The sequence below is a fragment of the Rhodopseudomonas sp. G2_2311 genome, from assembly GCF_047501505.1.
Taxonomy (GTDB): domain Bacteria; phylum Pseudomonadota; class Alphaproteobacteria; order Rhizobiales; family Xanthobacteraceae; genus Rhodopseudomonas; species Rhodopseudomonas palustris_H.
On sequence record NZ_JAZDRK010000001.1, the window covers coordinates 181,137 to 194,260 of the forward strand.

The following is a 13,124-nucleotide window of genomic DNA, read 5'->3' on the forward strand; positions in this document are numbered from 1 at the left end:
CCCCGACGGGGCTTTTTTTGAGTCCACGGCCAAGCGCACAAGGTCGCAGGCGATCAGGCTTCCGGAACGCCCATGCCTCAAAAAGTTCGAATCGCGCTCGACGCAATGGGGGGCGATTTCGGCCCCTCCGTCGTGATACCCGGCGCGGCGATCTCACTCGGCCGGCATCCGGACGTTGAATTCCTGCTCTACGGCGACGCCAAGCTGATCGAGAAAGAGCTGGCCGCGCATCCGGCGCTGCGCAAAGCCTCGCGTGTCATTCACACCGACGTCGCCGTGGCGATGCACGACAAGCCGAGCGTGGCGCTGCGCCGCGGTCGCTACAAATCGTCGATGTGGCAGGCGATCGATGCGGTGAAGAAGACTGAGGCCGACGTCACGGTCTCGGCCGGCAACACCGGCGCGCTGATGGCGATGGCGCGATTCTGTCTGCGCACGCTGCCGGGCATCGACCGTCCGGCGATCGCCGCCACCTGGCCGACGATGCGGGGCGATTCGGTGGTGCTCGATCTCGGCGCCTCGATCGGCGGCGACGCGCAGCACCTGAAGGCGCTCGCGATCATGGGCGCGGCGATGGCCAGCGTGCTGTTCGACCTGGAGCGGCCGACCGTTGGCCTGCTCAACATCGGCGTCGAGGAGATCAAAGGCGGCGAGGAGATTCGCGAGGCGGCTGAGTTGCTGCGCGCGATGAATTCGCAGCGCTTCGACTTCATCGGCTTCGTCGAGGGCGACGGCATCGGCAAGGGAGCCGCCGACGTCATCGTGTCGGAGGGCTTCGCCGGCAATATCGCGCTGAAGGCCGCGGAGGGCACCGCCCGCCAGCTCGCCGAATATCTGCGCGCCGCGATGTCCCGGACCTGGCGGTCGAAGATCGGCTATCTGTTCGCGCGCGACGCCTTCAAGGCGCTCAAGGACAAGATGGACCCCAACAAGTCCAACGGCGGCGTTTTCCTCGGGCTTAACGGAATCGTGGTCAAGAGCCACGGCGGAACCAATGCCGAGGGCTTTGCCTACGCGGTCGATGTTGGCTATGACATGGTTCGCTACGATCTCCTGACCAAGATCAATCAAACGCTCAATCGTGATGCCGGCGCGTTGGTCGCGACGCCGAGCGCTCAGGAGGTTGTCTCGTGACGGTGATTCGTTCGGTCGTACTGGGCTGCGGCGCTTACTTGCCGGAGCGGGTCCTCACCAACGAAGAACTGGCCCGGACGGTCGACACCTCGGACGAATGGATCGTCCAGCGCACCGGAATCCGCGAACGCCACATCGCCGCCGACGGCGAATTCACCTCGCATCTCGCAACCAAAGCCGCCCAGGCGGCGCTCGACAATGCGGGCCTGACTGCCGATCAGATCGACCTGATCGTGCTGGCGACCTCGACCCCGGACCATACCTTCCCGGCGACCGCGGTGCAGGTTCAGGCCGCACTCGGCATGACCCACGGCGTCGCCTTCGACCTGCAGGCGGTGTGCTCCGGCTTCGTGTTCGCGGTCGCCACTGCGGACAATTACCTGCGCGCCGGCTCGGCCAAGCGGGCGCTGGTGATCGGCGCCGAGACGTTCTCCCGCATCCTCGACTGGAATGATCGCGGCACCTGCGTTCTGTTCGGCGACGGCGCCGGCGCGATCGTGCTCGAGGCGCAGGAAGGCTGGGGCACCTCGGCCGACCGCGGCGTGCTGACCACACATCTGCGTTCGGACGGCCGTCACAAACACAAATTATACGTCGACGGGGGCCCGTCGAGCACCCAGACAGTCGGCCATCTGCGGATGGAAGGGCGCGAGGTGTTCAAGCACGCGGTCGGCATGATCACCGGGGTGATCGTCGATGCCTTCAACGCCTCCGGCACCAGCGCCGACAATGTCGACTGGTTCGTGCCGCATCAGGCCAACAAGCGGATCATCGACGCCTCGGCGCAGAAGCTGCACATTGCGCCCGAGAAGGTGGTGATGACGGTCGACCGTCACGGCAATACCTCGGCGGCCTCGATTCCGTTGGCGTTGTGCACTGCGGTCGCCGATGGCCGCATCCAGAAGGGCCACCTCGTTCTGCTCGAGGCGATGGGCGGCGGCTTCACCTGGGGCGCCGCGCTGCTCCGCTGGTAGTTGTGCGCGTAAAATTTTAGCAGCATTTCCATGGCGTTCGGTGCTAACTTTGAGACGCGGTGGAGTTGACCGCCGGTAGTTAACCTCTTAATTTCAGCGCGGATTTTTTCTTTCGCCGTGAGGTGGGGCAGGCGATGGCCGGACGAACAGTCACACGTGTCGATCTATGCGAGGCGGTCTATCAGAAGGTCGGCCTGTCACGCACCGAGTCGTCGGCATTCGTCGAACTGGTGTTGAAAGAGATCACCGACTGCCTCGAGCGGGGCGAGACGGTGAAGCTGTCGTCGTTCGGGTCCTTCCTGGTCCGGCAAAAGGGGCAACGCATCGGGCGCAACCCGAAGACCGGCACCGAAGTGCCGATCTCGCCGCGCCGGGTGATGGTGTTCAAGCCATCGGCGATCCTGAAGCAGCGCATCAACGCCAATGGTGCCGTGCCGGCAACCGACGACGAGTCTGAAGAAAACGCAGCCGCAACCGCATCCGGCAGCTGACGGGGAGCTGGCCTTTGGACAAGGCACCCGACGCATTCCGCACCATCAGCGAGGTCGCAGCCGAGCTCGACATTCCGCAGCACGTGCTGCGGTTCTGGGAAACACGGTTCACCCAGATCAAGCCGATGAAGCGGTCCGGCGGGCGGCGCTACTACCGGCCCGACGACGTCGATCTGCTCAAGGGCATCCGCCGTCTGCTGTACGGCGAGGGCTACACCATCCGCGGTGTGCAGCGGATCCTGAAAGAGCACAGCATCAAATCGGTGCAGCGGCTGGCCGATGCCGAGGTCCACGCCAGCTTCGGCGCGGTCGAGGCGGCGATCACCCGGACCGTGGCCGAGGAAGAAGAGTTCGAGCCCGTCCCCGGCGGCATCGACGCCGATGACGACGACTACGATGGCGAGGACGAAGGGCTCGACCTGCACGCCGCGATGGCCGAGCCGGATCGGCGCGCAGCACCCGCGCCGCGACGCCACGTCGAGGCCGAGTCGCGCCACGCGCCGCGGTTCGACGATCACGAGGACGACGACCACGACGACGATTTCGCCGTCGAGCCGGCTGCCGTCATGGCAGCTCCCGGCCGCGCACCGCGGTTCGATCTGCCGCCGTTGGAGTTCCCCGCCGCCAAGGCGCCGCCGGCCCCGCCACCGGTTGATCTTGGTCCGCTTCGCGCCGCATTGACCGATCTGATCGCCTGCCGCGAACTGCTCGACGCCGCGATCAAGGACGGCTGAGCGCAGCGACAGTCTTGAGCAGTAGCCTCAAGAATCGGCTCTAAAGTTCGGCAGAGCTTTCAGTTTCGCCACGCCGGGTTGTCCGGCCAGCCACCGTCGAGCTTGTCTGCGAAGACTTGAGCGCAGTTGACTGACCGTCGCTTGGGGACGCGCTCGGCCACTCCGGTGAGTCGATTGTGGGAGGACGGAAACGGCCGGCGGCGTCTGAGGTTGCGGTCGGACCGGATCGCCAGATCCGGCCCCGCATTCTTCGGCAAACACGCCCCCGAATTGATCCTCCGCAGCTTGCGCGAACGCGCGATCGCCGCTACAGCATCAGGGCCGAAACGGCATCGGAGCGTGGCGCAGCCCGGTTAGCGCACTAGTCTGGGAGACTAGGGGTCGAAGGTTCAAATCCTTTCGCTCCGACCATTTTTCTAAAGACAGATCAGCGGATTAGGGTGGGCGCCGATTTGGCGCCTATCTGCCATTTGCCAAATCTTTGCCAATTCTGTTCGCTGATTGTGCGCCTTGGCTCTCGTCTCTTCCGTCGGATTTCAGCGTAACGCCGTCCATTCTGGAGCAAAACTCCATCGCTTCGGCAATGGTCATCGGGCCGCGCGGCCGCGTCGCGTGCACGAAACGGCGGCGGATCAGCTCTTGTTCATGGGCGAGTTCTTCGGCAAGCGTGCGGCTCATGATTTCTGCTCCTGCCGGTCTCGGTAGTCCTCAAGCTTCGCGATGGCGTTCGCCGCGAGCACGCCGCGGCGCGCCAGATAGGAATCAATGATCCGCTGCGCCTTATCGACTGTCCAGGTCAGCGCCTCGGCGATCTCGGGCGCCGTAGCGCCAGCCTCGGCCAGCAGCGTTGCTGCCGTGCCGCGGTTGTCGTGGAAATTCAGATCGCCGGCGCCGATCGCGTCGGCATCCTCGCGGAAGTGCTCGTTGAAGTACCGGCGGGTATAGGCTTTGCCGCTGGGTGTGAGCAGCACCAGGGCTCCCGTCCGCTTTAGGCCGTCCAGGTGCGCGCGCAGCTCGCGGGTGGCCGGTATCCAAAGCCATTTGCCCGTCTTGTGTGACCGGATCTGCACGCGCTGGCCGTCGTAGCGGGTCCAGGCGAACCCGCGAATGTCGATCGCCCGCATTGCCGTATTCCGGACCAGAATCATCGCGGTTTTCATCGCCGGCCGGGCGGTGCTGATGAACTTCTGCTGCAGCTCGGGCGGCCATACCTTGTCGGCCCGTTCGCTCTTGTACAGCCGCTCGAAAGTCGGGATCGGGTGGAATTTGATACGCCGCTTTTCCTTCGCGAAGCTGAGAACGCGGCATAGCGCCGACATGAGGTTGTCGGCCGATCGGCGCGAGGTCTTGCCGATCTCCTGGTGCCACGCGAGCGCGTCGGCGGCGAATGCGTCGGCGTCGTCCTGATTGTTGAAGGTGTCTTCGGGGACGGTGCCCCACTTCTTTTCGATCCGCGCGAACTTCCAGACGTATTGCTTCCGGTGCTCGGCGCTCAATGAGGCGAAGGTCTCGGAAGTGTCGAAAAACCTGATAAGGTCAGTTAGTGTTTTGCCGCCGCGACGCCGCTTCTTCTTTTCGGCCTCTGCGTAGCTCTCGACCAGCCGGCTTTCGTCCAGCGGCTCGCCGGTGGCTCGGTGGTACAAATACACGCGAACCGAACCATCAGCGAGCTTCATTGCAACCCGCTTGATGCCTTTGAGCTTAAGCGGCTTGCGTTTTATTCGCGGCATTCTCGGCCTTCCATCGCTGATAGGGCGATAGCTCGCCCGATCCTGTCACAAGGCCGGACGCGCGGTCTAGGGCTTGGTCAATCGCCTTGCGATCCCACCGGTTCGTGCCGGGGATCGCATCGGGAACGATGCCCTTCTTGCGCCACTGATCGAACGCCGCCAGCGTCTCGCAACCGCAATAGGCGGCGGCTTCCTCCTTGCTCATGCCTCGTTTCATCGGGCCGCCTCTGTTTCTGCTGCCGCCCATGTCGCGGGATTGATCATGAAGTCGCAGAAGTCGTGCAGCGTGGTGATCGTATCGAACCACGCCACATCGTCGCAAATGCGGCCCTCGATCGCCGCGCGCATGATGTCCCGATAGCCCTGCGTCAGCCTCTTGGCCTCTGCGCGTTGGGCCTCGAACGCCTTTCGCACCGGCTCGGCGCCGTTCCAGTTGCCGGGTTCGCCGGTCGCGCCGGACACGACCCGATAGATTTCGTAGATCGTTGCGTTCGCGGTTCGCGCCTCAAGAGCGTGGGCCTCGGCCTGCCGCAGGATCGCGTCGCGCTCAGCGCTGATCCGGCTTATCTGATCGCGCAAGGATTTGGCGTCGCCGTCGATCACTTGTCTTCCTCCACGTTGCACCAATCAATCTCAGGGTCTTCGACCTCGCTGGAGCACTGGTGGCAGACCGAAACGTGCCCGTTTGCTTCGAGCGCCATAGATTCGGCTTCGTCGGAAGTCGCGGCTTCGAAGCACCCGAGGTATTTCGTCGCGTACACCTTCCCGTAGACGTGCCATTTCTTTGTGGTCAAAACCCCCTCCATTTGCTGACCGGGCGCGACGCCTTGCGCTGCGGTTCGGAGCGTTGGAATCCTCCGCCTTTGATCGTCTGGCGCGGCCGAGTAATTCCAAGTTGTCGCTGGCGAACGCGGGCAACCTTCGCCTTTAGCCTCACGTCGAGTTTCGTTTTTGCCTCGTGGCACTGGTCGCAGAGCAACTGCAAATTGCTCTCGCGGTGTTGTCCGCCGAGGATCAACGGCACGACGTGATCGAACTCGGCGCGCAGTGGCGGCTTGATGTCGCGCGTGCATTTCGGGCAACAATCTCCGGCCCTGGCCGCGATGCGGTCCTTGACGCGGTCCGGGATCTTGCTATCGGGCGTCTTTCCGATCCACTCAGGGACGCTGCGGGATGTGTCGGTCATGCCGGCACCGCTACAAAAGCGCGCTCGCCAGCCCTGACGGCGTCGGCAAAAACTTCGTCCGCCACGCCCTGACAATGACGATTGTCGCCGATTGCGCGCGGGATGATCAGCGCAGCGTTTCCGAAGCCTGTCGCCTTCAACGCAGCTTGCATCGCGATCGGTCCGCGTAGCTTGTCTAAGCCTGTGAACCGCGGGCTTGACCTGACGGCAACCGTCGTCGCGATGAGTACTCGGCCCCAGCACTCGCCAACGGCCTCGATATGCTCCTTTTCCGCTTTCTTCATGTGGCGGCGCCCTCGCGGTTCATGGCGTCGTCTATGGCTATTTCGAGAGGGAGCCGCGGGTATCGCTTCGAGCCTTTGGGCGGGAGAAACTGGACAAGATATTTGCGCTGTTCCTCACACCATACCCGGTAGGCAAACCCGCTGCGGCGCGCGAATGGGTAGTTGTCACGGAGCAGCTTCACGCGGTCGCAGAACGGCGCGTCCTTCGGTAGGTCGGCGGTCAGCTCCGCGATGATGCCCTTTGCGGTGTCGCGCCACGTCATGCCGCGTCCTCCTTCTTCGCTCGCGGTTCGCTCCACTCCACCGGCGGAGTCTGCTCGGCGCCCCAGGCGAGCATGAACTCGATCAGGTCGGACATTTCCCGAACGCCGAGATCGCTGCTCGACTGCCCGTAGGGGATGAAGCCGGCGCCGTTCAGCGCCGGAATGAACTCGTGCTCGTGTCCTAGCGCGCGGAGAAAGATCACCTTCCACTGATCGGTGGTCCACTTGCGGCCCTCAAGGGTCTTCTGCCGGGCGATATCGGTGAGCATCGCCCATAGCCGGCTGTTCTGATCGAGGGTGCGCTGCGGCTCCTTGAACTCGACGCGCGTTCCAGCCGGCACGCGCATGATCCAGTCGATGGCCTTCTGACGGACCGCGCGGGAGTTGAGAACTAACAGGGCACGGTTCGTCATGCCGCCAGCGCCTCGCCGCGCCGCTGGATCTCGGCCACGATCCCGTCAAGCTCCGCGTTGAAGCGATCGACTTCCGTCGCGAGGCTCTGGATATACTTTTCATCGCGGTAGGCACGCTTCTTGAACAGAGGGATGCAGCGGTAATAGACGGCGATGTCCCACCATTCGCGTTCGGTGATCCAGAGCGTTCCTTGCACCTGGGCGATATGCTCGCGCGGGAACTCGTCTTTCAGCATCAACTCAATGAGCAAGTGCGGGAGCTTGGTCTTGATCTCAAGCCCGCCGTCGTCTCCGATCAGGCTGTCAGGCGAACAGCCGACGCGGCCATTTCGGATGAAGCCGACGCGGCGCAGATCAGCACCGGTCTGGAATTGGTACAGATCGCGGGCCTCTGGCTCCATCGCGTGGCCGCGTTCGGTGTGCTCGTTGCCGCCCCAACTCTGATCCGGCTCGCCGGTGATGATCTCGCCGGCAATTTTGAGCATGTAGGTTCGGCGCGTCTTGCCTTCGCCTTTGGCGAGGATCTGAGAGAAGCAAGAGGCGGTCGGGATGCCCATGCGGGCGCGATGCCACTCGGGCGAATTCTGCTCGACGTCGAAAATCTCGATTGCCATTGCTGCGGCCTCAATAGGTGATGGACAGGTGCGGGACGTCGCCGGCGGCGATTTCGGCGATCAGGCGGTTTGCGTCGTCGTCGCCCATGTATGAGAGAAGAACGCCGCGGATCTTCGCGTGCACGCGGTCGCGGTTGCGCTTGCTATCCTGGCGCTTGCGCTCGGCGGCCTCCCGCTCGGCCTGCTCGGCGGCGACGCGGGCGCGCTCCTGCTCGATGGCGCGCGCGGCGGCGTCCTCGGCCTCCTGCTTTGCCTTGGCCTCCTGCTCGGCCTTCCAGGCGGCGAGCTGCGCGGCGCGCTGGCGCTCCTGTTCCTCGGCGCTGGCCTTCTGTTCGGCCTCTGCCTGCTCCTGGGCGGCCCGCTGGCGCTCCGCGGCGTCGCGGGCGTCCCGTTCTGCCTTCTCGGCGCGCAGGGCTTCCAGCTCGGCGCGCTCGGCCGCGGCCTGTTCGGCGGCCTTCATGGCGGCTTCCAGCTTCGGAAGTGCCTCGCTGGCGGCGGCCTCGGCGCGTTCGTGGAATTCCTGCCAATCGCGCCGGCAAAGCTTCCGGACGTGCTCGATCGCGGCGCCGATGTCGGCCGGCGTGCGATAGATGCCTTGCCCTTCGCCGCGCCCGGCCTCCACGATGGCAACCAGCGCGTTTTCGTGGCCGCTGATGCGGTTGGCCTCGGCTTCCTCCCATTCGTCCACCGGGCGGCTGATCTCGCCCTTAAGCGCGTCCAGGCGGTCGCGCAGGGCCTTGCGCTCGGCGTCGATCCCGGCCGACTGCTTCTTGATCTCGGCGACGTGTTCCTTGCCGATCTCGTCCAGGATCGTTTTCGACCGCGCCACCTTGTAGGCCACGGATTTGACGTGCTTGCGCCCGGCCTCGGTGGTGACGTCGAACGCCTCGGCGCGAACCTGTGCCTCGATCGCATCAACGATCTGCGCGACGTTCCCGGTGCCGAACAGGTCGGCGGCGGTCAGCGCAGGCGTCCCCGCCGGCGGCTCAAGGATGCTATCGAGAGTGACGATTGCGTTCATGTGGTCAACCCTTCTTGAACTTTGCAATGATCATGGCGGCGGCGGCGTAGTCCGTCGCCGGAATGTCCTCGATCCGCCTCCGCTTGACGGCGGCGAGAAACGCGATTTCGCTGGCGCCCTTCGCCTTGATCTCGCTGCGCAGGAAATCGGCTTGATCGGGAGTGATTGAGCCGGCCGGCGGGACGTATGCCGGCTCTGCCTGGGCTCCGCCGCGGCCGTCGTCATCGTCCTTGCGCGACGCGAGGCCAAGCGACGCCATGAGCGTGATCCGCTCCAAGTACGAGGTAGTAGATTTGACCCCTTGAATCGGGGTCTTGCCGTCGGACGTGTCCGCGTCGGCCGATAGGCTGTTCTCCTCACAATGACCGTCACGGTGCGAGATGACGCAAGTAACGGTCACCGGCTCGCCCGGCCTGCCGGCGAGTTTCCAGCGGTGTGAAAGACCGTGCTTCGCGAGGATCGGAACAACGGTATCGACAACCTGGGCCAAATCTTCATGCCAATAATTGGTCTGCCTTCCGGCCTTATTGTCGTAGCTGGCGTGCCTGTTCTTTTCGATGATCGGGAGATCGACTTTCGCGTCAGCAAGAGCATTGCTGAACGCTTTGCGGGCGGCGAATGCCTCCATCTCCTTCATCAGCGCGACGGCTTCGCGGTACATCTCAACGTTTCCGGTCGAGAGCGCTGCCGCAACGATGTCCATCGGCGAGTGTCCGACTGGCGTAGCAGGCGCGGGCGCGGCGGCGCGTCGGGTCATGCGCAACGGCCTGACGGTTTCGGTTTGGGCGTTCATTAGTGGTTGTCCTCCTGGTAGGCCTGCTTCTCGCGCTCGATGGCGCGATCGAGTTGGTGCAGCGCAAGCGCAACGCGGGCGCGCGCTTCGGTGAGGGTGGCGGCCGAACCTGGAAACACGGTCGGCATCGTCAGCGCGGCGGCGAGGCCGTCGCAGTCGTGAGCGATCCAGTCGGCGTACAATTCGGCGCGGGTGGCTCGGGCATTCTCGATCGCGAGGGCGCGGGATAGCTGCGGATCGAGGGCGTTCATTTGCGGCTGGCCTTCTTCTCGGTTGCGGGAATGCGGCGCAATTCGCCGCGAAGGATCGGGTAGTCGCTGCCCCACGTTTCGGCGCGGCTCCTGGCGCTCTCGATGCGGTCCGCTCGCTTGATGCGTGCGACGATCTCGCGCGCGCTCTGGCCCCGCTCGAACGCGCGCAGGTAGTGACCAACGATCCAGTTGAACCGGCTGGATGCGAGTGCGACGCGCGCCGATCGCGGCAGACGGTCGAAATAGTCCATCATCCGCGCCTCGTAGCGGCGTACCGAAACAGCGTTGCCGTTGCTCATGCTCCGACCGCCATGGCCCTGGTCCCGTTGCAGTGTTCGCAATGGGACGCTTTCGACCGCTTCGGCGCCGGATCTTCGCCGCCGAGGGCTTCGATCTGATCCAATGCGTCGTTGATAGCCCGGCAGTAATCAGCCTCTGCCTCGGTGCTTGGCACGCCGCCAAGCGCGTTGATCGCTTCCCACGCAAGATCAAGAGGAGTGATAGGCACGGCGGTCAGTCCTTCATGGTGGTGGTGATGGTGGAAATCAGGCGATCGAAATCGGCCATGATGAGCTTGCTTGCGTTTCGGTGGGCGGTGTCGGGATCGACGCCACGGCGTCGCTCGTCCCCGTAGTAATTCGCGAACGCCTTCGCGCGGGTCATCGAGGGATCGGCCGCCGGCATCGTGCGACCGTGCGGGTTGGCGAAAGGAATTACCTTGCCCATGACGTAACCAGTCCAACGATGGCGGGGATCGAGAGCCAGAGCCAAAGGGCGATGGCGGCGATGGTGAACAGAACCAGAGCGGTGCGGGAACGGAACATCACGCCGCCTCACGATCGCGGCGGCGGTCCATACCGCGGTCGGCTTCGGCGGCTGCGCGCCGGGCAGAGGGGGTGTCCTCGGCGTCGCGATCTTCCGGCCGGAAGGCTTCGGCCATCAGTTCGTCGGTCACATCGAACGCAGTCCCCGCGTTGATGTGATGGACAAAAACAACGTTGTCGTATTCGCCAGAGCAGATGAGGCGGACGACGTCTGAGCGCGAAAGATTGGGATCAACGATCGCCTCGTGTCCGAGCGCGCCGAAGTCCCGCATGACGACGAAATAGGAGCGTAAGGCCATGTCCGGTTTCCCCTGGGTTATGGGGAAACAATAACGCAGGTTATCACACTGTCAATAAGAAAAGTTATCGGTGTTGGCGTGGCAATAACCGCCGCCGCGGTCAACGTCCGCTAAGTTGATGCGATTGCGGAGCTAATGCCGGAGGTGGACCGGGCCGAAAATTTCCAAGAATGCGACGACGAGCGCGATTAGCGCCATGCAGAGAAGAGTCATCCGGCCGCGTGACATCATCGCCGCGGGACCTCTCAAAGTCGCTTTAGGCCCCAAAGCACGCGGCCGACAATGTGGATCTCGTCGGCCCCGACGTCCTCGCTATCATGCGCCTTGTTGTCGGAGATGATCCGGATGGTCGGCGGCTCGCCGCGGCGAAGCACCTGCAACCGCTTTACAACGATGGTGCCGAACTGGTCGCGGATTGCATAGATTCCATCGGGTGAGGGCACGCGGTGTCCGGTGTCGATGATCACCCGATCGCCGGACAGAATCGTAGGCGCCATGCTGTCGCCCTGGGTCTCAAGGATCTGAATGCGGCTCTCGGGAGCCCGCAATTCCTCGCGCAGGAATCGGGCCGGGAAGTGCCACGCTTCCTCTTTCACCGGATCGCTGTAGCGGCCGTTATGTACGACTTCGCGGCCCTCCACGCTTCCGCCGCCGCCCATGCCGGCGCGCACGTCGATTTCAAGGATGCCCGATGTCGGCCGGTGGTTGTTCACGTCGCCCGCGCTCGAAAACGCCGCCTGGCTCTCCGCGGCGCCGAGCTGATCAAGCGATTCGTCGAGATGCTGCAGATCCAGGCCCAACACCTGCGCAATCTTCGGCAGGTGCTTTGATTTGACCGTTGAGCCGCCCTCGATCTTCCGAATGGCCGGCTGAGAAATGCCGACCCGGTCCGCCAAATCCTTTTGGGACCAGCCCTTTTGCTCTCTCGCTTGGCGGATGATGTTACCGGGTTCCATGCCATAGAATATATAACCGCGGTTATCGACCGTCTCGATAACAATAGTGCTTGCCTTCCGATAACAAATGTTATCTAGTTGGCGCATGATTACGAAATCTCCGATCGAGCAAGCAATCGACCTTGCGGGTTCAGAGGCGAAGCTAGGCGCCCTGAGCGGCTATTCGCAGGTCGCTATCAACAAGGCGAAGCGGTGCGGGAAAGTGAGCCCGAGAATGGCGCTCGCCATCGAATGCGGTCTGAACCGTCGCATCACCCGCCAACAGCTTTGCCCCGAGATTTTCGAGGGGCTGGTTACTTCCGAGAGCGCGGCGTGACGACGCATCCAAATTCGGACTACCCGGCGGAGGGTGATCCGGTCGGCCAGCGGTGGGGCCGGTTTCCAGAAAGATTGCCTGGGGCTTCCGTCGGGTTCGCGTCCGTTGATGGACGGCGCGAAGGCATTGCATCCCTACAAGGCAATCAACCACCGCACCCATTCAAGTCGCTCGCGTGCGGCGTCCAGAACGAGCGGATTAGCTCGGCCATGCGCGCGTCAATCTCCGCGCGCTCGCCGCTCGAACGCGGCGATCCGCTGCAAGCCGCGTTGGACGTATTCGCGGTGCTGTTTCTGCTCTGCTTCGGTGCGCTGCTTCTCTGCGCCGTTGGGTTCGCGTTCTTCATCTGGCTGTTTCTGGCTCTGCTGTGATGCGAGGCGGTCGATTAGCGCGGCTGCAACCGTGCCGATCGGTCGGAAGGTGAAGGGGTCGTTGTCGTTATGTGCGTTCCTCATGGGAAGAATTTGAGCCGTGAGGATTCCAGATGTTGGAAAAGTTTTCCGGGTGGGGCGTGAACCATGCGTGAAGAAATAGCCGAACTAGCAGGGCCTCGAACGTGGGGCGACACGCGGCAGAGTTGGCTTTCCAGAGTGCCCAGGGCGGTCAAGCGGGTACTAGGGACGACAGGGGAGACGGTCTCTTATCGGGCGATCAAATCGCTCTGGTACGGGGAAATAACTGATCCGGAGCATCACGCCGCGCGTGATGTCCGCAGGGCCGCGCAAATCGTTCGGGCGCAAAAGAGCGCTTCCGAGCTGGCATCACACTTCGAAAACCTGATTGGTGGGGTTAATGCGGCGGACGGTGCGAATCTATATCGCGATGAAATTGCTAGACTTGA

General features: G+C 63.5%; 23 protein-coding genes and 1 tRNA gene. 7 read left to right on the forward strand and 17 right to left on the reverse strand.

Annotation, left to right across the window (positions count from 1 at the left end; genetic code table 11):
- Window positions 1-72 precede the first annotated feature (72 nt).
- The 5 genes from plsX to VRZ08_RS00890 all read left to right on the forward strand — a co-directional run bounded on the left by plsX (window position 73) and on the right by VRZ08_RS00890 (window position 3,744).
- Window positions 73-1,134, forward strand: a complete 1,062-nt coding sequence (plsX, locus tag VRZ08_RS00870) for a phosphate acyltransferase PlsX (protein WP_107355801.1) — start codon at window positions 73-75, stop codon at window positions 1,132-1,134.
- Window positions 1,131-2,108, forward strand: coding sequence for a beta-ketoacyl-ACP synthase III (locus tag VRZ08_RS00875; protein WP_107344666.1), 978 nt, complete (start codon window positions 1,131-1,133; stop codon window positions 2,106-2,108). The genes plsX and VRZ08_RS00875 overlap by 4 nt, the downstream gene beginning before the upstream one ends.
- 134 nt (window positions 2,109-2,242) lie before the next feature.
- Window positions 2,243-2,599 carry an integration host factor subunit alpha gene (locus VRZ08_RS00880; RefSeq protein ID WP_164571976.1) on the forward strand — a complete coding sequence of 119 codons (357 nt, stop codon included), beginning with the start codon at window positions 2,243-2,245 and terminating at the stop codon, window positions 2,597-2,599.
- Window positions 2,600-2,613: 14 nt separating this feature from the next.
- Window positions 2,614-3,333, forward strand: a complete 720-nt coding sequence (locus tag VRZ08_RS00885) for a MerR family transcriptional regulator (protein WP_414531265.1) — start codon at window positions 2,614-2,616, stop codon at window positions 3,331-3,333.
- Window positions 3,334-3,666: 333 nt separating this feature from the next.
- Window positions 3,667-3,744, forward strand: a tRNA-Pro gene (locus tag VRZ08_RS00890).
- A gap of 48 nt (window positions 3,745-3,792) precedes the next feature.
- On the opposite strand, the gene VRZ08_RS00895 is transcribed toward VRZ08_RS00890, so the two are convergent.
- From VRZ08_RS00895 to VRZ08_RS00975, 17 genes are all read right to left on the reverse strand, one after another.
- Window positions 3,793-4,011 carry a hypothetical protein gene (locus VRZ08_RS00895; protein ID WP_414531266.1) on the reverse strand — a complete coding sequence of 73 codons (219 nt, stop codon included), beginning with the start codon at window positions 4,009-4,011 and terminating at the stop codon, window positions 3,793-3,795.
- The gene (locus tag VRZ08_RS00900) at window positions 4,008-5,009 is read right to left on the reverse strand and encodes a tyrosine-type recombinase/integrase (protein WP_414531267.1); all 1,002 of its coding nucleotides are present in this window, start codon (window positions 5,007-5,009) and stop codon (window positions 4,008-4,010) included. Before VRZ08_RS00900 ends, VRZ08_RS00895 begins: the two co-directional genes overlap by 4 nt.
- Before the next feature lie 25 nt (window positions 5,010-5,034).
- Window positions 5,035-5,268: a hypothetical protein gene (locus VRZ08_RS00905; RefSeq protein WP_414531268.1), complete on the reverse strand. Its 234-nt coding sequence runs from the start codon at window positions 5,266-5,268 to the stop codon at window positions 5,035-5,037.
- Between the two features lie 8 nt (window positions 5,269-5,276).
- Window positions 5,277-5,666, reverse strand: a complete 390-nt coding sequence (locus VRZ08_RS00910; protein ID WP_414531269.1) for a hypothetical protein — start codon at window positions 5,664-5,666, stop codon at window positions 5,277-5,279.
- Window positions 5,663-5,857, reverse strand: a complete 195-nt coding sequence (locus tag VRZ08_RS00915) for a hypothetical protein (RefSeq protein WP_414531270.1) — start codon at window positions 5,855-5,857, stop codon at window positions 5,663-5,665. The genes VRZ08_RS00910 and VRZ08_RS00915 overlap by 4 nt, the downstream gene beginning before the upstream one ends.
- Window positions 5,854-6,249 carry an HNH endonuclease gene (locus tag VRZ08_RS00920; protein ID WP_414531271.1) on the reverse strand — a complete coding sequence of 132 codons (396 nt, stop codon included), beginning with the start codon at window positions 6,247-6,249 and terminating at the stop codon, window positions 5,854-5,856. The genes VRZ08_RS00915 and VRZ08_RS00920 overlap by 4 nt, the downstream gene beginning before the upstream one ends.
- Window positions 6,246-6,533: a hypothetical protein gene (locus tag VRZ08_RS00925; protein ID WP_414531272.1), complete on the reverse strand. Its 288-nt coding sequence runs from the start codon at window positions 6,531-6,533 to the stop codon at window positions 6,246-6,248. Before VRZ08_RS00925 ends, VRZ08_RS00920 begins: the two co-directional genes overlap by 4 nt.
- Window positions 6,530-6,796 carry a hypothetical protein gene (locus VRZ08_RS00930; RefSeq protein ID WP_414531273.1) on the reverse strand — a complete coding sequence of 89 codons (267 nt, stop codon included), beginning with the start codon at window positions 6,794-6,796 and terminating at the stop codon, window positions 6,530-6,532. Before VRZ08_RS00930 ends, VRZ08_RS00925 begins: the two co-directional genes overlap by 4 nt.
- A complete protein-coding gene (locus tag VRZ08_RS00935) occupies window positions 6,793-7,209 on the reverse strand; it encodes a recombination protein NinB (RefSeq protein ID WP_414531274.1) in 417 nt (138 codons plus the stop codon). Before VRZ08_RS00935 ends, VRZ08_RS00930 begins: the two co-directional genes overlap by 4 nt.
- Window positions 7,206-7,823 (reverse strand): lambda exonuclease family protein, encoded by a 618-nt coding sequence (locus VRZ08_RS00940; protein ID WP_414531275.1) that lies wholly within the window; start codon window positions 7,821-7,823, stop codon window positions 7,206-7,208. The genes VRZ08_RS00935 and VRZ08_RS00940 overlap by 4 nt, the downstream gene beginning before the upstream one ends.
- 10 nt (window positions 7,824-7,833) lie before the next feature.
- The gene (locus tag VRZ08_RS00945; protein WP_414531276.1) at window positions 7,834-8,844 is read right to left on the reverse strand and encodes a hypothetical protein; all 1,011 of its coding nucleotides are present in this window, start codon (window positions 8,842-8,844) and stop codon (window positions 7,834-7,836) included.
- A gap of 4 nt (window positions 8,845-8,848) precedes the next feature.
- Window positions 8,849-9,637, reverse strand: coding sequence for an ERF family protein (locus VRZ08_RS00950; protein ID WP_414531277.1), 789 nt, complete (start codon window positions 9,635-9,637; stop codon window positions 8,849-8,851).
- A complete protein-coding gene (locus tag VRZ08_RS00955) occupies window positions 9,637-9,888 on the reverse strand; it encodes a hypothetical protein (RefSeq protein WP_414531278.1) in 252 nt (83 codons plus the stop codon). Before VRZ08_RS00955 ends, VRZ08_RS00950 begins: the two co-directional genes overlap by 1 nt.
- The gene (locus tag VRZ08_RS00960) at window positions 9,885-10,187 is read right to left on the reverse strand and encodes a DUF6525 family protein (RefSeq protein WP_414531279.1); all 303 of its coding nucleotides are present in this window, start codon (window positions 10,185-10,187) and stop codon (window positions 9,885-9,887) included. Before VRZ08_RS00960 ends, VRZ08_RS00955 begins: the two co-directional genes overlap by 4 nt.
- 214 nt (window positions 10,188-10,401) lie before the next feature.
- A complete protein-coding gene (locus tag VRZ08_RS00965; RefSeq protein WP_414531280.1) occupies window positions 10,402-10,614 on the reverse strand; it encodes a hypothetical protein in 213 nt (70 codons plus the stop codon).
- Window positions 10,615-10,711: 97 nt separating this feature from the next.
- Window positions 10,712-11,011: a hypothetical protein gene (locus VRZ08_RS00970; protein ID WP_414531281.1), complete on the reverse strand. Its 300-nt coding sequence runs from the start codon at window positions 11,009-11,011 to the stop codon at window positions 10,712-10,714.
- Between the two features lie 245 nt (window positions 11,012-11,256).
- The gene (locus VRZ08_RS00975; protein ID WP_414531282.1) at window positions 11,257-12,054 is read right to left on the reverse strand and encodes an XRE family transcriptional regulator; all 798 of its coding nucleotides are present in this window, start codon (window positions 12,052-12,054) and stop codon (window positions 11,257-11,259) included.
- Here VRZ08_RS00975 and VRZ08_RS00980 point away from each other — a divergent pair.
- Window positions 12,053-12,283 (forward strand): YdaS family helix-turn-helix protein, encoded by a 231-nt coding sequence (locus tag VRZ08_RS00980; protein WP_414531283.1) that lies wholly within the window; start codon window positions 12,053-12,055, stop codon window positions 12,281-12,283. The genes VRZ08_RS00975 and VRZ08_RS00980 overlap by 2 nt on opposite strands.
- A complete protein-coding gene (locus tag VRZ08_RS00985) occupies window positions 12,280-12,654 on the forward strand; it encodes a hypothetical protein (RefSeq protein WP_414531284.1) in 375 nt (124 codons plus the stop codon). The genes VRZ08_RS00980 and VRZ08_RS00985 overlap by 4 nt, the downstream gene beginning before the upstream one ends.
- Window positions 12,655-13,124 lie beyond the last annotated feature (470 nt).

Excerpts from the sequence above, each read along its gene's own strand:
- plsX (WP_107355801.1), top strand. The coding sequence starts at position 73 with ATGCCTCAAAAAGTTCGAATCGCGCTCGACGCAATGGGGGGCGATTTC.
- VRZ08_RS00880 (WP_164571976.1), top strand. The coding sequence starts at position 2,243 with ATGGCCGGACGAACAGTCACACGTGTCGATCTATGCGAGGCGGTCTAT.
- VRZ08_RS00895 (WP_414531266.1), bottom strand. The coding sequence starts at position 4,011 with ATGAGCCGCACGCTTGCCGAAGAACTCGCCCATGAACAAGAGCTGATC.
- VRZ08_RS00900 (WP_414531267.1), bottom strand. The coding sequence starts at position 5,009 with ATGAAGCTCGCTGATGGTTCGGTTCGCGTGTATTTGTACCACCGAGCC.
- VRZ08_RS00905 (WP_414531268.1), bottom strand. The coding sequence starts at position 5,268 with ATGAGCAAGGAGGAAGCCGCCGCCTATTGCGGTTGCGAGACGCTGGCG.
- VRZ08_RS00920 (WP_414531271.1), bottom strand. The coding sequence starts at position 6,249 with ATGACCGACACATCCCGCAGCGTCCCTGAGTGGATCGGAAAGACGCCC.
- VRZ08_RS00925 (WP_414531272.1), bottom strand. The coding sequence starts at position 6,533 with ATGAAGAAAGCGGAAAAGGAGCATATCGAGGCCGTTGGCGAGTGCTGG.
- VRZ08_RS00930 (WP_414531273.1), bottom strand. The coding sequence starts at position 6,796 with ATGACGTGGCGCGACACCGCAAAGGGCATCATCGCGGAGCTGACCGCC.
- VRZ08_RS00935 (WP_414531274.1), bottom strand. The coding sequence starts at position 7,209 with ATGACGAACCGTGCCCTGTTAGTTCTCAACTCCCGCGCGGTCCGTCAG.
- VRZ08_RS00940 (WP_414531275.1), bottom strand. The coding sequence starts at position 7,823 with ATGGCAATCGAGATTTTCGACGTCGAGCAGAATTCGCCCGAGTGGCAT.
- VRZ08_RS00945 (WP_414531276.1), bottom strand. The coding sequence starts at position 8,844 with ATGAACGCAATCGTCACTCTCGATAGCATCCTTGAGCCGCCGGCGGGG.
- VRZ08_RS00950 (WP_414531277.1), bottom strand. The coding sequence starts at position 9,637 with ATGAACGCCCAAACCGAAACCGTCAGGCCGTTGCGCATGACCCGACGC.
- VRZ08_RS00955 (WP_414531278.1), bottom strand. The coding sequence starts at position 9,888 with ATGAACGCCCTCGATCCGCAGCTATCCCGCGCCCTCGCGATCGAGAAT.
- VRZ08_RS00960 (WP_414531279.1), bottom strand. The coding sequence starts at position 10,187 with ATGAGCAACGGCAACGCTGTTTCGGTACGCCGCTACGAGGCGCGGATG.
- VRZ08_RS00965 (WP_414531280.1), bottom strand. The coding sequence starts at position 10,614 with ATGGGCAAGGTAATTCCTTTCGCCAACCCGCACGGTCGCACGATGCCG.
- VRZ08_RS00970 (WP_414531281.1), bottom strand. The coding sequence starts at position 11,011 with ATGGCCTTACGCTCCTATTTCGTCGTCATGCGGGACTTCGGCGCGCTC.
- VRZ08_RS00980 (WP_414531283.1), top strand. The coding sequence starts at position 12,053 with ATGATTACGAAATCTCCGATCGAGCAAGCAATCGACCTTGCGGGTTCA.
- VRZ08_RS00975 (WP_414531282.1), bottom strand. The coding sequence starts at position 12,054 with ATGCGCCAACTAGATAACATTTGTTATCGGAAGGCAAGCACTATTGTT.